We start from the raw sequence: 13,758 nt of genomic DNA on the forward strand, positions 1-13,758 counted from the left end.
GGTCCCATGCGTGTGGCGATCATCGGCGGAGGCCCCGGCGGTCTCTACGCCGCAGCCCTGCTGAAACGGCTGGACCCCGCACGGGAGGTCACCCTCTGGGAGCGCAACGCCCCCGATGAGACGTTCGGCTTCGGCGTCGTCCTCTCCGACGAGACCCTGGGCGGCATCGAGCACGCCGACCCCGTGGTGTACGAGGCGCTCGAGCGGTGCTTCGTACGGTGGGACGACATCGACATCGTGCACCGCGGCACCCGGTACACCTCCGGGGGACACGGCTTCGCCGCGGTGCGTAGGCGGACCCTGCTGAACATCCTGCACGAGCGCTGTCACGCGCTCGGGGTGAAGATCCACTTCGGCACCGAGGCGCCGCCCCTGGAGCAGCTCTCCGCGACCCACGACCTGGTCGTCGCCGCCGACGGCGTGCACAGCGCCACCCGCCAGGGCCACGCCGAGGTGTTCCGCCCCCGGGTGACCGCGCACCGCTGCCGCTACATCTGGCTCGCCGCCGACTTCGCCTTCGACGCCTTCCGCTTCGAGATCGCCGAGACCGAACACGGCGTGATGCAACTGCACGGCTATCCCTACGCCCACCCGTCTCCCGACCACCACCCCTCAACGAGGCCCTCCGGGCCACAGAATCAATCCGGTGCCTCCACCGTGATCATCGAGATGCGCGAGGAGGTCTGGCGGGCGGCCGGCTTCGACGAACTGGCCGGACAGGAGTCCGTCGAGCGCTGCGCCAAGATCTTCGCGGACGCGCTCCGCGGACGCCCGCTGCACTCCAACAACTCGACCTGGACGACCTTCCGCACGGTGGTCACCGAGCGCTGGTCGCACGGCAACGTCGTGCTGCTCGGGGACGCCGCCCACACCGCCCACTTCTCCATCGGCTCCGGCACCAAGCTCGCCGTGGAGGACGCCCTCGCGCTCGCCGCCTGCCTGCGCGAGCGGCCCACCCTTCCGGAGGCGCTGGCCGCCTACGAGGAGGAACGCAAGCCCGTCGTCGCCTCCACCCAGCGGGCCGCCCGGGCGAGCCTGGAATGGTTCGAGAACCTGCCGCTGTACCTCGGCCAGCCGCCCCGCCAGTTCGCCTTCAACCTGCTCACCCGCAGCCGCCGCGTCACCCACGACAACCTCCGGCTGCGCGACTCCCGCTTCACCGAGGCGGTGGAGCGCGAGTTCGGCTGCCCGCCCGGTACACCCCCCATGTTCACCCCGTTCCGGCTGCGCGGACTGACCCTGCGCAACCGGGTCGTCGTCTCCCCGATGGACATGTACTCGGCGGTCGACGGCGTCCCGGGCGACTTCCACCTCGTCCACCTCGGCGCCCGCGCCCTCGGCGGGGCCGGCCTGGTGATGACCGAGATGGTCTGCGTCAGCGCCGAGGGCCGGATCACCCCGGGCTGCGCCGGCCTCTACACCGGCCGGCAGGCCGAGGCCTGGCGGCGCGTCACCGAATTCGTGCACACCAAGGCGCCCGGCACCGCGATCGGCGTGCAGCTCGGCCACTCCGGCCGCAAGGGTTCGACGAAGCTGATGTGGGAGGGCATGGACGAGCCGCTCGCCGAGGGCAACTGGCCCCTCGCCGCCGCCTCCCCGCTGCCGTACCGGCCCGGCAGCCAGACCCCGCGCGAGCTCTCCCGCGCCCAGCTCACCGACATCCGCGAACAGTTCAGCGCCGCGGCGTGGCGGGCCGCCCGGGCCGGCTTCGACCTGCTGGAACTGCACTGCGCGCACGGCTATCTGCTCTCCGGCTTCCTCTCCCCGCTCACCAACCGCCGCACCGACGCCTACGGCGGCTCGCTGGAGAAGCGGCTGCGGTTCCCGCTGGAGGTGTTCGACGCCGTCCGCACGGTGTGGCCGGCCGAACGGCCCATGACGGTGCGCATCTCCGCCACCGACTGGGCCGAGGGCGGCACCACCGCCGAGGACGCCGTCGGGATCGCCCGCGCCTTCGCCGCGCACGGCGCCGACGCGATCGACGTCTCCACCGGGCAGGTGGTGGCCGAGGAACAGCCGGAGTTCGGGCGGTCGTACCAGACGCCGTTCGCCGACCGCATCCGGCACGAGGCCGGCGTCCCGGTGATCGCGGTCGGCGCGATCTCCTCGTGGGACGACGTCAACTCGCTCGTCCTCGCCGGCCGCACCGACCTGTGCGCGCTGGCCCGCCCTCACCTGTACGACCCGCACTGGACCCTGCACGCGGCGGCCGAGCAGGGCTACGAGGGCCCGGGCGCCGGGTGGCCCGCGCCGTACCGGGCGGGCAGCCGCCGCCCGCAGACCGGCCGCACGGACGCCCCGAAGCCCCGGCTGACCCTCGACGGCTGACTGTCGGTGCCGTCCGCTGTACTGCGGCCGTGAGCGTGGTCTTCGAGTACTTCCGGGTGGCCGACCGGCGGGCGGCGGTCGAGTGGGCGATCGGGCCGGACGGTGACTGGCTCGCCGGGCGGTCGAGTGGTCGAGCGGCCGGGCGGCCGGGCGAAGAGGCGTATCTCGTCGGGGTAGGGCACCCGGCACCCCGTCCGGGCCGGTCCATGTCGGCTGCGGCGCTGGCATCGGTCCGCTTCACGTCGACCCGGTCCACGCCCGCGGCGGAGCGCGTGCGCGAGTTCGCCCGACCGGCACGCCGTGCCCGGGCGGCCGGGGCGCGGCTGTACCGCCGGTTCTGCGCCTGAGCCGGCGCTACACCCCGGCGAACTCCGCGCCCGCGTCCCGCAGCCGCTCGTGCAGGGCCCGGAACACCTCCGCCGAGCGCACGCCCGGCCAGCCGGCCGGCAGCAGCGCGGTGGGCAGACCCGGGTCGCTGTACGGCAGATGGCGCCAGGAGTCCAGGGCGAGGAGATAGTCGCGGTAGGCCTCCTCGGGCGGGGTGTCGTCGCGGCACTGCCAGCCGCGCAGGACCGGCGCGTGCGCGTCCAGGAAGCGCTCGTGCTCCTTGGCGACGGCGGCGAGGTCCCACCAGCGGGCCACCGCCTCGGCCGTGGCCGCGAAGCCCAGGTGCGCCCCGCGGAAGAAGTCCACGTACGGGTCCAGGTGCAGCCGTTCCAGCGTGTGCCGCGTCTCCTCGTACAGCCGCGCGGGAGCGATCCACACGCCGGGCGCCGCGGTGCCGAACCCCAGGCCGGCCAGCCGGGAGCGCAGCACGTGCCGCTTCTGCCGCTCCGACTCGGGCACCGAGAACACCGCGAGCACCCAGCCCTCGTCCTGCGGCGGTGCCGTGGCGTAGATCCGGCGGTCGCCGTCCTGCAGCAACTGGCGTGCCTCGGGCGAGAGTTCGTAGCCGGCCGCGCCGGACGGGGTGCGGGCCGGCCGCAGCAGTCCGCGGCGTTTGAGCCGGGACACCGAGGACCGGACGGAGGGCGCGTCGACACCGACCGCGGCCAGCAGCCGGATCAGCTCGGCGACCGGCAGCGGGCCGGGCATGAAGCGCCCGTACGCGCCGTAGAGCGTGACGATGAGGGACCGGGGGGCGTGCTGCTCGGACACGTTGATCATTTTAGGTCGTCGGCGTCACCGCCGGTCACCTTCGGCCCGCAGCCGGAACCGCTGCAGCTTGCCGGTGGCCGTGCGGGGCAGTGCGTCGAGGAAGACGAACTCGCGGGGGCATTTGTAGGGCGCCAGCTCGGAGGTGAGGAAGGCGCGCAGCGCCTCGGGGTCGCGCCGGGCGCCGTCCCGCAGGACCGTGTACGCCACCGCGATCTGCCCGCGGGCCTCGTCGGGGCGGCCCACGACCGCCGTCTCCACCACGTCCGGATGGCGCAGCAGGGCGTCCTCCACCTCCGGTCCGGCGATGTTGTACCCGGCCGAGATGATCATGTCGTCGGCGCGGGCCACGTAGCGGAAGTAGCCGTCGGCCTCGCGGACGTAGGTGTCGCCGGTGATGTTCCAGCCGCCCCGGACGTACACGCGCTGCCGCGGGTCGGCGAGATAGCGGCAGCCGACCGGCCCGCGCACGGCCAGCAGCCCGGGCTCGCCGTCGGGCACCGGCGCGCCGTCGGCGTCCTGTATCCGCGCCTGCCAGCCCGGGACCGGGACGCCGGTGGTGCCGGGTCTGATGTGCTCGTCGGCGGCGGAGACGAAGATGTGCAGCAGCTCGGTGGCGCCGATGCCGTTGATGATGCGGACGCCGGTGCGCTCGTGCCAAGCCCGCCAGGTGGCCGCGGGCAGGTTCTCGCCGGCCGACACGCAGCGGCGCAGGGACGAGACGTCGTACCGGTCCAGTTCGTCCAGCATGGCGCGGTACGCGGTCGGGGCGGTGAACAGGACCGAGACGCGGTGTCCGGCGATCGCGGGCAGCAGCTGCCTGGGCCCCGCCTGTTCCAGGAGCAGGGCGCTGGCGCCCGCGCGCATCGGGAAGATCACCAGTCCGCCGAGGCCGAAGGTGAAGCCGAGCGGGGGACTGCCGGTGAAGACGTCGTCGCCCCGGGGCCGCAGCACGTGCCGGGAGAAGGTGTCGGCGATCGCCAGCACGTCCCGGTGGAAGTGCATGCACCCTTTCGGGCGACCCGTGGTGCCGGAGGTGAAGGCGATCAGGGCCACGTCGTCGGCCGCGGTGGCGACCGCCGGGAACGGGGTGCCCGGCGCCGGGCGGCGCAGCAGGTCGTCGGGGGCGTCACCGCCGTACGTCGTGATCCGCAGGCCCGGGACCTCGGCCTTGGCCAGGTCGTCCACCGCCCGGACGTCGCACAGCGCGTGCTGCACCCGGGCGATCTCGCACAGGGTCGCGAGTTCGTGCGGGCGCTGCTGGGCCAGGACGGTGACCGCGACCGCGCCCGCCTTCAGCACGGCCAGCCAGCAGGCGGCGAGATGGGGGGTGGTGGGGCCGCGCAGCAGCACCCGGTTGCCGGGGACCACGCCCAGCTCGCCGGTGAGCAGGTGCGCGATCCGGTCGACGTGGCCGCGCAGCTCGCCGTACGTCCAGCTGGGGCCGGACGGGGTGTGGAAGACCGGGCGTGCCGCGTCGGCGTGGTCCAGCAGTTCCGCGGCGCAGTTCAGCCGGGCGGGATAGCGCAGCTCCGGCAGGTCGAACCGCAGCTCGGGCCACTCGTCCGGCGGGGGCAGGTGGTCGCGCGCGAAGGTGTCGACGTGGGCCGAGACGTGCATCGGTGGTTCGCCCCCTTGCCTAGCCGTGACAAGCAGTCCGTACGGGCGTTCTGGCGGGCTCGCGGTTCGAGCGTATCGTGTTGGTGACGGCAGTCAACTGTCCGCGATAACGTCGGTGGCCGGCCGCCATGACGCCGGACGGTGGCGGTGAGGGCCGCGGTGGCCCGTCCCGGAGGGAGGACCGGCAGTGCCCGCATTCTCACTCGAACCGGAGCAGCTCGCCTGGTGTGCCGAGCTGCGCGCCCTGGCCGCCGAACGGCTGCGCCCGCTCGCCGACAAGGGCGAACCGGGCCGCGTCAACCGGCCGCTCCTCGCCGAACTCGGCCGACTGGGCCTGCTCGCCCGGCTGTTCACCTCGGGGGCGCTCGAGCTGTGCCTGATGCGCGAGTGTCTCGCCCAGGCCTGCACCGAGGCCGAGACCGCCCTCGCCCTCCAGGGCCTCGGCGCCCACCCGGTGCACGCCCACGGCACCCCGGAACAGCGCGAGCACTGGCTGCCCCGGGTCGCCGACGGCAGCGCGGTCGCCGCCTTCGCGCTGAGCGAGCCGGGGGCCGGTTCGGACGCGGCGGCGCTCACCCTGGCGGCGGAACGGGACGGCGCCGGCTGGCGGCTCACCGGCGCCAAGTGCTGGATCTCCAACGCCCCCGAGGCCGACCTCTACACGGTCTTCGCCCGCACCACGCCCGGCGCCGGATCCCGGGGCGTGACCGCCTTCCTGGTCCCCGCCGACCGGCCCGGACTCACCGGCACCGCCCTGGAGATGATCTCGCCGCACCCCCTCGGCGCCCTCGACTTCGACGCCGTGCCCGTCACCGCCGACGACGTCCTCGGCGAGGCCGACCGCGGCTTCGCCGTCGCCATGGGCACCCTGAACCTCTTCCGGCCCAGCGTCGGGGCCTTCGCCGTCGGCATGGCCCAGGCCGCCCTTGACGCCACCGTCCGGCACACCCGCCGGCGGGAGGCCTTCGGCGGCCCGCTGATGCGGCTGCAGACCGTCTCCCACCAGGTCGCCGAGATGGCGCTGCGCACGGAGGCGGCCCGGCTGATGGTGTACGCGGCGGCGACGGCGTACGACGAGGGCGCCGCCGACGTCCCGCGGCGCGCCGCGATGGCCAAGCTGCTCGCCACCGAGACGGCGCAGTACGTGGTCGACACCGCCGTCCAGCTGCACGGCGCCCGCGCCCTGCGCCGCGGCCACCTCCTCGAACACCTCTACCGCGAGGTGCGCGCACCGCGCATCTACGAGGGGGCGAGCGAGGTGCAACGGGGCATCATCGCCAAGGAGTTGTACGCCGCGGCGGACAAGGAGGAGCAGTGACCACCGAGCGCGTCAACCCGCCGGAGCTGTCCCCGCCCACGGGCTTCTCGCACGCCGTCGTCGCGGCCGGCTCCCGCGTGGTGTTCCTCGCCGGGCAGACCGCGCTCGACACCGACGGCAAGGTCACCGGGGCCACGCTCGTCGAGCAGTTCGAGAAGGCGCTCGGCAACCTCCTCACCGCCCTGCGCGCGGCCGGCGGCACCCCCGCCGACCTCGCCCGCGTCACCGTCTACGCCACCGACGTCGCCGCCTACCGGGAGCACGCCCGTGAACTCGGGCGCATCTGGCGGGAGTCGGCGGGCCGGGACTATCCCGCGATGGCCGTCGTCGGGGTCGTACGGCTGTGGGACGAGCGGGCGCTGGTGGAGCTGGACGGGTTCGCGGTGCTGCCGTAGCCGGTCAGGCGGCCACGGCGAGCCGGTCCGCCGGGAGCCGACGGGGCGGGACCACACGGCCGTCCGGGTCCAGCTCCCCGCTGTCGTCGAAGACGATCGAGCCGTCGCACAGCAGGGTCCACCCCTGCTCGGGGTGGGCGGCCACGGGGTGCCGGACGAGGGTGCCGGGACCGGCGCAGGAGGGGGAGTGGGTACACATGGCGCACCTCCACATCGGATGCGAGCGGTGCCGGCGGCCGACTCGCCGCCCGGTCACTCCTAGGTCCTGTCGTCAAACTCCCGCCGTTCGCCCGGAGGGCGGGCTCTGCGGCGTCAGGTGCGTGCTCTCGGCGTGCCGGGCCTCGTCCCTCGTACTGGATGTACTTGGGTCGGGGCCCGGTGCGGCGAGAGTGCGTGCATGGCGTCGCGGGGCAGGCGGGAGTTTGACGACAGGGCCTAGACCATGCCCCCGCCGTGAACACCCCGGAACCGTCCGCCGTGAAGCGTGACAACACACGGACAACTACCGGACGGTTCGATGACGGCGGTCACGGGGGAGTTCCCGGCGGCCGGGCCGGACGGTGCCAGGACGCGCCACCGATGGGGTGACGGTCACGTCCGGCGGTGCGGGCGCCCGGTACCAGTGGAGGCCGCCCATCCCACGGAACCGGGAGGTCCCCCATGCCCGTACGCCCCGTCCTCGCCACGGCCCTCGCTGCCGTCGCCCTGCTGTGCGCCGCCGCCGGGCCGGCCGGCGCGGACCCCGCCGAGACCATCGGCGTCGACGCCACCGGCCGGATCGCGCCCGACGGCACGATCACCCTCTCGGGCGGCTACCGCTGCACGGCCGGCACCGGACCGGTGTTCGTCGGCTCCTCGGTCAGCCAGTCCGACCCGCACGTCCAGCACGGCGTCGGCGGCAGCCTCGCCCAGTGCGACGGCGCCGAACACCGCTGGCAGAACTCGGGGAAGGTCTCGTCGGAGGACCTGAAGGCGGGACCCGCCCACGTCCGGGCCGCACTCGTGGAGATGCGCCCCGCGGGCATCGCCGTGCTGCCCGCCCTCCACGCGGTCGCGGACCAGGACGTCACCCTCGCCCAGAGCTGAGTTCCCGCTCCGGCGGAGTGCCCCTGTGCCGGACCACCGGGATGCCCGGCCGGCGCAGGGCGGCCACGAACTTGTACCGGGAGCCCCGGTACACCGAGCGCACCCACTCCACCGGAGAGCCCTCCGCGTCCCGGGAGTGCCGGGACAGCAGCAGCATCGGCAGGCCCACGTCGGTGGCGAGCAGCTGGGCCTCGCGCGGGGTGGACAGGGAGGTCTCGATGGTCTCGTCGGCCTCCGTGAGGTGGACGCCGTACACCTCGGCGAGCGCGGTGTAGAGCGAGGGGTACCGGGTCAGGGACGCGCGCAGCCCGGGGAAGCGCCGCACCGACAGATGGGTCGTCTCGATCGCCATGGGGTCGCCGCCGGCCAGCCGCAGCCGTTCGATGCGCAGCACCCGCTCCCCGATGGCGATGCCGAGCAGCCGCGCCAGCCGCTCGTCCGCCGGCACCTCGCCGACGTCCAGCATCTGCGAGGAGGGGGTGAGCCCCTGTGCGCGCATGTCCTCGGTGTGCGAGGTCAGCTGGAGCGTGCGGTACAGCTTGGGCTGGGCGACGAACGTGCCCTTGCCCTGGATCCGGTCGAGCCGGCCCTCGCCGACCAACTCCTGGAGCGCCTGGCGGACGGTGGTCCGTGAGGTGTCGAACCGGACGGCGAGCAGCCGCTCCGCCGGCATGGCCGAGCCGGGCTGCAGCGCGTCGGCCATGGCGAGCAGTTGCTGTTTGATCCGGTAGTACTTCGGCACGCGCGCGCTGCCGGCGTCGATGGTCATGCCTGCCTTCCCGGCTGTGTCGGTGGGCTCCCGTTATAGCGACCCACTGCCCTATGGTCTAGTCCAACTCCCTCCGGCGGGCGCCGGTGAACTCCGGTGGGTCAAAAGGGTCGTATGCGGACGGACGCGCTCCGGTGACTTTCTCGTAACGGCCTCCACCGGCTTCCTGGACCACCCTTGACACCCCGAAAGGTCTAGGCCAAGCTCCACCGTACTGGTCTACACCATTAGTGGCCAGGTCCCGAGCCCTACGTGCAACAGCGTCGTACGCAGGTCACCGCCGAGGGCGTGGGGGGTTAGTGGCATCCCTGAGGAGGGTGGCGTGAAGCGCAAGCTCGCTGCCGCGATCGTGATCGCGGGCATGATGGTCTCCGTTGCGGCGTGTGGCGGAAACGACGGCAAGGACAGCGGCAAGGACGCGGGACCGGAGAGCTGGAAGGGCCAGACCCTGACGGTCTGGACCATGGACGGCTCCGCGCCGCCGCAGTGGTCCAAGGACGTCCAGGCCGCGTTCGAGAAGAAGACCGGCGCGAAGCTGAAGTTCGAGATCCAGAAGTGGGACGGGATCCAGCAGAAGATCACCACCGCCCTCTCCGAGGACAACCCGCCGGACGTCATCGAGGTCGGCAACACCCAGACCCCCGCCTACGCGGCCACCGGCGGCCTCGCCGACCTGGCCGACCTGAAGAAGGAGATCGGCTCCGACTGGACGCCGTCGGTCTCCCAGTCCTCCGTCTACGAGGGCAAGCAGTACGCCGCTCCCTGGTACTTCGCCAACCGCGTCGTGGTCTACAACAAGGCGATCTGGGCGAAGGCGGGCATCAAGTCCACCCCGAAGACCCGCGACGAGTTCCTCAAGGACCTGCAGACCATCGGCAAGAAGACGGACGCCGAGCCGATCTACCTGCCGGGCCAGAACTGGTACTTCTTCGACGGCCTGATCATCGGTCAGGGCGGCGACCTGGTGAAGAAGCAGGGCGACAAGTACGTCTCCAACCTCGCCGACCCGAAGGTCACCGCGGCCATGGAGATCTACAAGAAGTACGCCGCCTTCTCCAAGGCCCCCAAGGACAAGGACGAGGCCACCCCGCAGCAGGCCACGGTCTTCGCCAAGGGCAAGACCGGCGCGTTCATCGGCATGGGCTGGGAGGCCGGCACCGCGATCCAGGCCAACAAGGCCATCGAGAAGGACCTCGGCTACTTCACCATCCCCGGTGAGAGCGCCGACAAGCCCGAGGGCGTCTTCCTCGGCGGCTCCAACCTCGCCATCGCCCAGGGCAGCAAGAAGCAGTCGCTGGCCAAGGAGTTCTTGAAGATCGCCCTGTCCGACCAGTACGAGGGCGAGCTGTCCAAGCTCAACGGCGTCATCCCGAACAAGACGGCCCTGCAGACCAACCTGGGGGGCAACGGCGCCGCCGAGGCCGCCGCGCCGGCCGCCGCCGTCGGCGGCACCACGCCGCTGATCCCGGAGTGGGCCGCGGTGGAGAACACCCCGAACCCGATCAAGTCCTACATGACCGCGGTCCTGAACGGTAAGGCCCCGGCCGCCGCCGCCAAGGACGTCCAGTCCGAGATCGACAAGCGCCTGGCCCAGCAGAACTAGTCCCGCACCGGGGGCGCCCGTCCGGGCGCCCCCGGCCCCAGGTGCCGTGCGCGTCCCTTGCCGTGCGCAGGGCACACGCATTCGTACGGCCACGGAAGAGATGACAACTCATGTCAGTGCAGACCGAAGGCACGGACACGGCCGGACAGCCCGCTGTCCGCAAGGCCAGGACACCCGGCCCGCCGACGGGTGAGGACCGCGGCTCCCGGCCCTCCGCCCGGCGCGGAGCCGCCGCCCCCTATCTCCTGCTGCTGCCGGCGCTGCTGGCCACCCTGGTCCTGCTCGGCTGGCCCCTGGTGAAGAACGGCATGCTGTCGTTCCAGAACCTCAACCCGCGCCAGCTCATCCAGCACCTCACCGAGTGGAACGGGGTCGACAACTACAAAGAGGTCCTGACCGGTTCGGACTTCTGGAACGTCGTCGAGCGCTCGGTGGTCTTCACCGCGATCAACGTCGTCCTGATCATGGTCATCGGCACCCTCGTCGGGCTGCTCCTGGCCCGCCTCGGCAAGAGGATGCGGCTGCTGCTCATGGTCGCTCTCGTCCTCGCCTGGGCCATGCCGATCCTCGCGTCCACCACCGTCTACCAGTGGCTGTTCGCCCAGCGCTTCGGCGTCGTCAACTGGGTCCTGGACAAGCTGGGCTGGCACTCCATGGCCGACTACAACTGGACCGGCAGCCAGACCTCCACGTTCACCGTGATCATCCTGCTGCTCGTCTGGGGGTCGGTCCCCTTCGTGGCGATCAACCTCTACGCCGCCACCACCACGATCCCCAGGGAGCTGTACGAGGCCGCGTCCCTGGACGGTGCCGGCGCCTGGAAGAGCTTCACCTCGGTGACCTTCCCCATCCTGCGGCCCTTCCTGTACTCCACGACCTTCCTCGAGGTCATCTGGATCTTCAAGGCGTTCCCGCAGATCTTCGCGATCAACGGGGGCGGCCCCGACCACCTCACCGAGACGCTGCCGATCTACGCCTTCGTCCAGGGCGTCGGCAACCAGCACTTCGGCGTCGGCGCCGCCATCTCGTTCCTGACCGTCCTGGTGCTGCTCGTCATGACCTCGTACTACCTGCGCATGGTGCTCAAGCAAGAGGAGGACGAGCTGTGAAGCGCTCGCTCGTCGGCCGAGTGTGGCCCAACGCGACCGCCGTAGTCCTCTGCGTCGGCTTCGTGTTCCCCGTCTACTGGATGTTCGCGACGGCCTTCAAGCCGACCGGCGACATCATCTCCGAGAACCCGGTGTGGTTCCCGACGAACGTCACGTTCAGCCACTTCAAGAAGGCCGTCGACGCGGACAACTTCTGGACGCTGGTCGGCAACTCCGTGACGGTGACGATCTGTTCGGTGCTGCTCTCCCTCGTCATCGCCCTGTTCGCCGCCTTCGCGCTCGCCCGGATGCGGTTCAGGGGACGGCGCGGGCTCATCGTGACCTTCATGCTGGCGCAGATGGCCCCCTGGGAGGTCATGATCATCGCCATGTACATGATCGTCCGGGACAACGACATGCTCGACAGCCTGGTCCCGCTCACCGTCTTCTACACGATGATGGTGCTGCCTCTGACCGTCCTGACGCTGCGCGGCTACGTCGCCGCCGTGCCCAAGGAGCTGGAGGAGTCCGCGATGGTCGACGGCTGCACCCGCGTCCAGGCCTTCCGCCGGGTGATCTTCCCGCTGCTCGCGCCCGGCCTCATGGCCACCTCGCTGTTCGGCTTCATCACCGCCTGGAACGAGTTCCCGCTCGTCCTGATCCTCAACAAGGACAACGAGAAGCAGACCCTGCCGCTGTGGCTGTCGCAGTTCCAGACCGCCTTCGGCGACGACTGGGGCGCCACGATGGCCGCCTCGTCCCTGTTCGCGCTGCCCATCCTGATCCTCTTCATCTTCCTGCAACGCAAGGCTGTCAGCGGTCTCACCGACGGCGCCGTGAAGGGATGACCCCGCCGATGACCACACTCGCCACCACGGGATCGGACAGCGGCTCCGCCGCGGGTCACACCCTCACCAGGGACGCCCTCGCGGTGCTGCAGCCGGGGTTCGACGGCACCACCGCGCCCGACTGGGTGCGCCGCCGCCTCGGCGAGGGCCTCGCCTCCGTCGCCCTGTTCGGCCGCAACGTCGTCAGCGAGGAGCAGGTCGCCGCCCTCACCGCCCAGCTGCGTGCCGAGCGGGACGACCTGCTGGTCGCCATCGACGAGGAGAGCGGCGACGTCACCCGCCTCGACGTGCGCACCGGCTCCTCCTTCCCCGGCAACCACGCCCTCGGCGCCGTCGACGACCCCGGCCTCACCCGGGCCGTCTCCCGCGAACTCGGCCGGCGCCTGGCCGCCTGCGGCGTCACCTTCGACTGGGCGCCCTCCGCCGACGTCAACGCCAACCCCGACAACCCCGTCATCGGCGTCCGCTCCTTCGGCGCGAGCACCGGCCTGGTCGCCCGGCACACCGCGGCCTGGGTCGAGGGCCTGCAGTCCACCGGCGTCGCCGCCTGCACCAAGCACTTCCCCGGTCATGGCGACACCAACGTCGACTCCCATCACGCCGTGCCCCGCATCGACGTCGACGCCGACACCCTCTACGCCCGCGAACTGCCCCCGTTCCGCGCGGCCATCGCCGCCGGCACCCGGGCGATCATGAGCGCGCACATCCTCGTGCCCGCCCTCGACCCCGACCGCCCCGGCACCCTCTCCCGCCGCATCCTCACCGAGCTGCTGCGCGGCGAACTCGGCTACCAGGGACTGATCGTCACCGACGGCATGGAGATGCGCGCCATCTCCGGCACCTACGGCCTGGAGCACGGCGTGGTCCTCGCCATCGCGGCCGGCGCCGACGCCATCTGTGTCGGCGGCGGACTGTGCGACGAGGGCACCGTGCTGAGGCTGCGGGACGCGCTCGTGGCCGCCGTGCGCTCCGGGGAGCTGCCCGAGGAGCGGCTGGCCGACGCCGCCGCCAGGGTGCGCGAGCTGGCCCGGTGGACGGCCGGGGCCCGCAGCGGCGCGGCGGACACCGAGCCCGCCCCTCAGATCGGCCTCACCGCGGCCCGCCGCGCCCTCGCCCTGACCCGCACCGGCGCCGCGGCACCGGTCACCGCGCCGGTGTACGTCGCCCAGTTCGAGCCGGCCCGCAACATCGCCGTCGGCGACCAGACCCCCTGGGGCGTGGCCGCCGAGCTCGAACGGCTGCTGCCCGGCACCACCTCCGGCTCCTTCACCGGCGAGGGCGCCGCCCCGGAGGCGCTCGCCGCCGCCGACGGCCGCCGGATCGTCGCCGTGGTACGCGACGAGCACCGGCACGCCTGGATGGGCTCCGCCCTCGACGCCCTGCTCGCCGCCCGCCCCGACACCGTCGTCGTGGAGATGGGCCTGCCGCAGGCCGCCCCGCGCGGCGCCCTGCACATCGCCACCTACGGCGCCGCCCGCGTGTGCGGCGTGGCGGCGGCGGAGGCCGTCGTCGCCGGCTGACCCACGGGCCCCCAGGCCGCCCGCACCC

General features: G+C 72.5%; 13 protein-coding genes. 9 read left to right on the top strand and 4 right to left on the bottom strand.

The features are described 5' to 3' along the window. Positions 1–6: 6 nt before the first annotated feature. Together AB0N17_RS09285 and AB0N17_RS09290 are read left to right on the top strand one after the other, a co-directional pair. Complete coding sequence (locus tag AB0N17_RS09285) at positions 7–2,328, top strand: bifunctional salicylyl-CoA 5-hydroxylase/oxidoreductase (protein WP_366010555.1); 2,322 nt, start codon at positions 7–9, stop codon at positions 2,326–2,328. A 29-nt stretch (positions 2,329–2,357) separates the two neighbouring features. Continuing rightward, complete coding sequence (locus AB0N17_RS09290; RefSeq protein ID WP_366010556.1) at positions 2,358–2,675, top strand: hypothetical protein; 318 nt, start codon at positions 2,358–2,360, stop codon at positions 2,673–2,675. Between the two features lie 7 nt (positions 2,676–2,682). Here AB0N17_RS09290 and AB0N17_RS09295 read toward each other — a convergent pair whose 3' ends face one another. Together AB0N17_RS09295 and AB0N17_RS09300 are read right to left on the bottom strand one after the other, a co-directional pair. Continuing rightward, positions 2,683–3,495: a PaaX family transcriptional regulator C-terminal domain-containing protein gene (locus AB0N17_RS09295; protein WP_366010557.1), complete on the bottom strand. Its 813-nt coding sequence runs from the start codon at positions 3,493–3,495 to the stop codon at positions 2,683–2,685. 15 nt (positions 3,496–3,510) lie between these two features. Further along, entirely contained in the window at positions 3,511–5,103 is a 1,593-nt protein-coding gene (locus AB0N17_RS09300) for an AMP-binding protein (RefSeq protein WP_366010558.1), read from the bottom strand. A gap of 187 nt (positions 5,104–5,290) precedes the next feature. On the opposite strand from AB0N17_RS09300, the gene AB0N17_RS09305 reads away from it, so the two are divergent. Both AB0N17_RS09305 and AB0N17_RS09310 read left to right on the top strand, forming a co-directional pair. Then, positions 5,291–6,421 carry an acyl-CoA dehydrogenase family protein gene (locus AB0N17_RS09305; protein ID WP_366010559.1) on the top strand — a complete coding sequence of 377 codons (1,131 nt, stop codon included), beginning with the start codon at positions 5,291–5,293 and terminating at the stop codon, positions 6,419–6,421. Further along, complete coding sequence (locus AB0N17_RS09310; protein ID WP_366010560.1) at positions 6,418–6,816, top strand: RidA family protein; 399 nt, start codon at positions 6,418–6,420, stop codon at positions 6,814–6,816. Before AB0N17_RS09305 ends, AB0N17_RS09310 begins: the two co-directional genes overlap by 4 nt. Before the next feature lie 4 nt (positions 6,817–6,820). Here the strand turns inward: AB0N17_RS09310 and AB0N17_RS09315 are convergent, their stop codons facing one another. Next, the gene (locus AB0N17_RS09315) at positions 6,821–7,015 is read right to left on the bottom strand and encodes a DUF5999 family protein (RefSeq protein WP_366010561.1); all 195 of its coding nucleotides are present in this window, start codon (positions 7,013–7,015) and stop codon (positions 6,821–6,823) included. Positions 7,016–7,476: 461 nt separating this feature from the next. Between AB0N17_RS09315 and AB0N17_RS09320 the strand changes: the two genes are divergently transcribed. Next, positions 7,477–7,902 (top strand): DUF6299 family protein, encoded by a 426-nt coding sequence (locus AB0N17_RS09320; RefSeq protein ID WP_366010562.1) that lies wholly within the window; start codon positions 7,477–7,479, stop codon positions 7,900–7,902. Here AB0N17_RS09320 and AB0N17_RS09325 read toward each other — a convergent pair. Beyond that, entirely contained in the window at positions 7,883–8,671 is a 789-nt protein-coding gene (locus tag AB0N17_RS09325; RefSeq protein ID WP_366010563.1) for a GntR family transcriptional regulator, read from the bottom strand. The genes AB0N17_RS09320 and AB0N17_RS09325 overlap by 20 nt on opposite strands. A gap of 322 nt (positions 8,672–8,993) precedes the next feature. Here AB0N17_RS09325 and AB0N17_RS09330 point away from each other — a divergent pair, with 322 nt between their 5' ends. The 4 genes from AB0N17_RS09330 to AB0N17_RS09345 all read left to right on the top strand — a co-directional run bounded on the left by AB0N17_RS09330 (position 8,994) and on the right by AB0N17_RS09345 (position 13,730). After that, the gene (locus AB0N17_RS09330; RefSeq protein WP_366010564.1) at positions 8,994–10,274 is read left to right on the top strand and encodes an extracellular solute-binding protein; all 1,281 of its coding nucleotides are present in this window, start codon (positions 8,994–8,996) and stop codon (positions 10,272–10,274) included. A gap of 110 nt (positions 10,275–10,384) precedes the next feature. Next, complete coding sequence (locus AB0N17_RS09335) at positions 10,385–11,383, top strand: sugar ABC transporter permease (protein ID WP_366010565.1); 999 nt, start codon at positions 10,385–10,387, stop codon at positions 11,381–11,383. Then, positions 11,380–12,210, top strand: a complete 831-nt coding sequence (locus AB0N17_RS09340) for a carbohydrate ABC transporter permease (protein ID WP_366010566.1) — start codon at positions 11,380–11,382, stop codon at positions 12,208–12,210. The genes AB0N17_RS09335 and AB0N17_RS09340 overlap by 4 nt, the downstream gene beginning before the upstream one ends. 8 nt (positions 12,211–12,218) lie before the next feature. Beyond that, the gene (locus AB0N17_RS09345; RefSeq protein ID WP_366010567.1) at positions 12,219–13,730 is read left to right on the top strand and encodes a glycoside hydrolase family 3 N-terminal domain-containing protein; all 1,512 of its coding nucleotides are present in this window, start codon (positions 12,219–12,221) and stop codon (positions 13,728–13,730) included. Positions 13,731–13,758: the final 28 nt, after the last annotated feature.

The organism is Streptomyces sp. NPDC051133, from assembly GCF_040682635.1.
Classification (GTDB): domain Bacteria; phylum Actinomycetota; class Actinomycetes; order Streptomycetales; family Streptomycetaceae; genus Streptomyces.

What these genes read in the sequence shown, in the direction of transcription:
- AB0N17_RS09320 (WP_366010562.1), top strand. Translation starts at nt 7,477, where the DNA reads ATGCCCGTACGCCCCGTCCTCGCCACGGCCCTCGCTGCCGTCGCCCTG.
- AB0N17_RS09285 (WP_366010555.1), top strand. Translation starts at nt 7, where the DNA reads ATGCGTGTGGCGATCATCGGCGGAGGCCCCGGCGGTCTCTACGCCGCA.
- AB0N17_RS09295 (WP_366010557.1), bottom strand. Translation starts at nt 3,495, where the DNA reads ATGATCAACGTGTCCGAGCAGCACGCCCCCCGGTCCCTCATCGTCACG.
- AB0N17_RS09345 (WP_366010567.1), top strand. Translation starts at nt 12,219, where the DNA reads ATGACCACACTCGCCACCACGGGATCGGACAGCGGCTCCGCCGCGGGT.
- AB0N17_RS09335 (WP_366010565.1), top strand. Translation starts at nt 10,385, where the DNA reads ATGTCAGTGCAGACCGAAGGCACGGACACGGCCGGACAGCCCGCTGTC.
- AB0N17_RS09300 (WP_366010558.1), bottom strand. Translation starts at nt 5,103, where the DNA reads ATGCACGTCTCGGCCCACGTCGACACCTTCGCGCGCGACCACCTGCCC.
- AB0N17_RS09315 (WP_366010561.1), bottom strand. Translation starts at nt 7,015, where the DNA reads ATGTGTACCCACTCCCCCTCCTGCGCCGGTCCCGGCACCCTCGTCCGG.
- AB0N17_RS09325 (WP_366010563.1), bottom strand. Translation starts at nt 8,671, where the DNA reads ATGACCATCGACGCCGGCAGCGCGCGCGTGCCGAAGTACTACCGGATC.